General features: G+C 57.0%; 4 protein-coding genes. 1 reads left to right on the forward strand and 3 read right to left on the reverse strand.

Features of this window, described 5'->3' with window-relative positions:
• Nucleotides 1-97: 97 nt before the first annotated feature.
• The 3 genes from KHQ28_RS26145 to cybB form a co-directional block, all read right to left on the reverse strand.
• Complete coding sequence (locus tag KHQ28_RS26145) at nucleotides 98-1216, reverse strand: S-(hydroxymethyl)glutathione dehydrogenase/class III alcohol dehydrogenase (protein ID WP_004189749.1); 1119 nt, start codon at nucleotides 1214-1216, stop codon at nucleotides 98-100.
• A gap of 24 nt (nucleotides 1217-1240) precedes the next feature.
• Nucleotides 1241-1516, reverse strand: a complete 276-nt coding sequence (locus KHQ28_RS26150; protein WP_002907563.1) for a metal/formaldehyde-sensitive transcriptional repressor — start codon at nucleotides 1514-1516, stop codon at nucleotides 1241-1243.
• Nucleotides 1517-1620: 104 nt separating this feature from the next.
• Nucleotides 1621-2148: a cytochrome b561 gene (gene cybB / locus KHQ28_RS26155; protein ID WP_049184104.1), complete on the reverse strand. Its 528-nt coding sequence runs from the start codon at nucleotides 2146-2148 to the stop codon at nucleotides 1621-1623.
• Between the two features lie 259 nt (nucleotides 2149-2407).
• Here cybB and KHQ28_RS26160 point away from each other — a divergent pair, with 259 nt between their 5' ends.
• Nucleotides 2408-2770: a hypothetical protein gene (locus tag KHQ28_RS26160; RefSeq protein WP_004143806.1), complete on the forward strand. Its 363-nt coding sequence runs from the start codon at nucleotides 2408-2410 to the stop codon at nucleotides 2768-2770.
• Nucleotides 2771-2819: the final 49 nt, after the last annotated feature.

Consider the following 2819-nt stretch of genomic DNA (forward strand, 5'->3'; position numbering starts at 1 on the left):
CGCCTACGCGCTCCCAGACCATCACTGATCGACATACACAAAAGGGCCCATCCGGGCCCTTTTTTTATGGGTGACGATTCGCCTTCAGCGTCGGGGATTACTGGTCGCCAAAGTGGATCACGGTGCGAATCGATTTACCTTCATGCATCAGATCAAAGGCCTCGTTAATCTGCTCCAGCGGCAGGCGATGGGTAATAAACGGATCGAGGCGAATTTTACCCGCCATGGCGTCTTCCACCATGCCCGGCAGCTGACTGCGCCCTTTTACGCCGCCGAAGGCGGAACCGCGCCACACGCGGCCGGTCACCAGCTGGAACGGACGGGTCTTGATCTCCTGCCCGGCGCCGGCTACACCGATGATCACGCTCTCACCCCAGCCTTTATGGCAGCACTCCAGCGCCGCGCGCATCACATTTACATTGCCGATGCACTCGAAGCTGAAATCCACCCCGCCGTCGGTCAACTCAACGATCACATCCTGAATCGGCTTATCGTAGTCGTTCGGATTGATAAAATCGGTCGCGCCCATCTCTTTAGCGAGAGTGAATTTATCCGGGTTGGTATCAACCGCCAGAATGCGCCCGGCCTGCGCCTGCACCGCGCCCTGGATCACCGCCAGACCAATGCCGCCCAGACCAAAGACCGCGACGGTATCCCCGGCCTTGACCTTCGCCGTGTTATGCACCGCGCCGATACCGGTGGTTACGCCGCAGCCCAGCAGGCACACTTTATCCAAAGGCGCCTGCGGATTGACTTTCGCCAGCGAAATCTCGGCGCAAACCGTATATTCGCTGAAGGTGCTGGTGCCCATATAGTGATAGATCGGTTCGCCATTGTACGAGAAACGAGTGGTGCCGTCCGGCATCAGCCCTTTACCCTGGGTGGCACGCACCGCCTGACAGAGGTTGGTTTTACCCGACTTACAGAATTTGCACTCGCCACATTCGGCGGTATACAGCGGAATGACGTGATCGCCCGGCTTAAGGCTGGTGACGCCCTCGCCTACTTCCACGACAATCCCGCCGCCCTCATGGCCCAGCACCGCCGGGAAGACACCTTCCGGATCGTCACCGGAGAGGGTGAAGGCATCGGTATGACACACCCCGGTGTGGGTGATTTTCACCAGAACTTCGCCTTTTTTCGGCGGCGCGACGTCGATCTCAACGATTTTTAACGGCTGACCGGGGCCGAAGGCCACTGCTGCGCGTGATTTCATAACTGTCTCTTCCTCGTCGTGATGTTATTTTAAATAGGATCGTAGCAGATGACCGACCTCTGCCATTCTCGCGGCCCGCTGCTCAGGGGTGGTGTCGCCGCTGACCAGCTCGTCCTGCAGGTGGATCTCCACCATTTCGCCCATCAGGCCGTTCGCCGCCCCGCGAATCGAGGCGATCTGCTGCAAAATAGTCATACAGGGCTCGCCGGACTCCAGCGCGCGCTCAAGGGCTTCGACCTGGCCGCGGATGCGTCTTACGCGGCTGAGCGCCCGTTTTTTATCTTCAGGTGAATGTGGCACGATTACGCCTCCGTATCATATAGGGGGGTATACTATATTCTATTAGCGGTGAAGGCAAAAAAAACCCCGTCGCGGGACGGGGTCAGGAAGTGAAAGAGGATGATTTAGCGCTTACGAGGCATCATTCGCAGCAGAGTATTATCCTTCCACCAGTAATGATGGAGCAGCGCGGCGAGAGCATGCAGGCCAATCACAAAGTACCCGGCATTGGCCAACCATTCATGGATCGCCTTCAGGGTATCCACCCGCTCAAAATCGCTCTGCGGGGCATACGGCATGCTCAGACCAAAGGCATACCAGGGGTTACCGCGCCAGTACATCATCACCATGCCGATCAACGGCAAGGCAATGAACAGCAAATAGATCGCCAGGTGACCAAGATGGGCGAAACCGGTCATCATCGGCGATGGTTTCGGTACGATCGGCGGCGCCGGCGATTTCAGCCGCACCAGCAGACGCGCCACCATCAGCACGAAAATGGTGATCCCGCAGGAAACATGCACCATATTAATCAATGGCCGTTCACTGCGGGGGAAAAACCCGCGCAGCTCCATCGCCGCATAGGCTACTACTACCAGCAAAAAAACCAGCCAGTGAATCCCAATCTGCAGGCCGGAATATTTATCGCGCATGGCATATCCTTTATGGAAAGTATGATGCTGCCAACATAGCGGCGTTCCCTTAAATTTTCATTAACCTTTACGTAGAATTAACAATTGATTACCGCTTTCTGCCGAGCCGCTATGCCACGCTTAGCGCACGCTCTTTCCTGGCCGAACGACAAACCGTCCACCGGTCATTACAAAATTACACAGTTTTGTTACTTACCGCGCTACTGCCGCCGCTATAGTACAGAATGTCTGGCAGACCACACGGCCCTGGGAGATAAGAATGAAGGAAATCGGCTTACCGTTATTGCTACTGACCGCGCTGGCCAGTCCGGCTTTTGCTGCAGACTGTCAGCCAAACGGCATTGGCGGCTCGTTTTGCATTAACGATGACGGTACGACTACCGACACGGTGCCTAACGAAGTCAACGGCATGGATACGTACTCGAATAATGGCGGCTATACCAGTTCCCTGCCCGATCGGTCAGGGGCGGATGAAGCACTGGAAGGTTCATCGCTGTCGACGCAGCAAGGCGTCGGCAGCGGACAGAGCGACAGTGCGCTGGCGGGTCGTGACTGGCATTCGCCCGCCAATCTGAATGATGGCGCCGCCACCTCCAGTATGAGCCTGCTGGATAAACCCTGAGGCCAGCGGCTAAGCGAGACTCCAGCCTGCGGCGCCGATGGCGAGGGCG

It is taken from the genome of Klebsiella sp. 28 (assembly GCF_018223905.1).
GTDB lineage: Bacteria > Pseudomonadota > Gammaproteobacteria > Enterobacterales > Enterobacteriaceae > Klebsiella > Klebsiella pneumoniae.

Coding starts and splice junctions, on each gene's coding strand:
- KHQ28_RS26145 (WP_004189749.1), bottom strand. CDS start 1,216: ATGAAATCACGCGCAGCAGTGGCCTTCGGCCCCGGTCAGCCGTTAAAA.
- cybB (WP_049184104.1), bottom strand. CDS start 2,148: ATGCGCGATAAATATTCCGGCCTGCAGATTGGGATTCACTGGCTGGTT.
- KHQ28_RS26160 (WP_004143806.1), top strand. CDS start 2,408: ATGAAGGAAATCGGCTTACCGTTATTGCTACTGACCGCGCTGGCCAGT.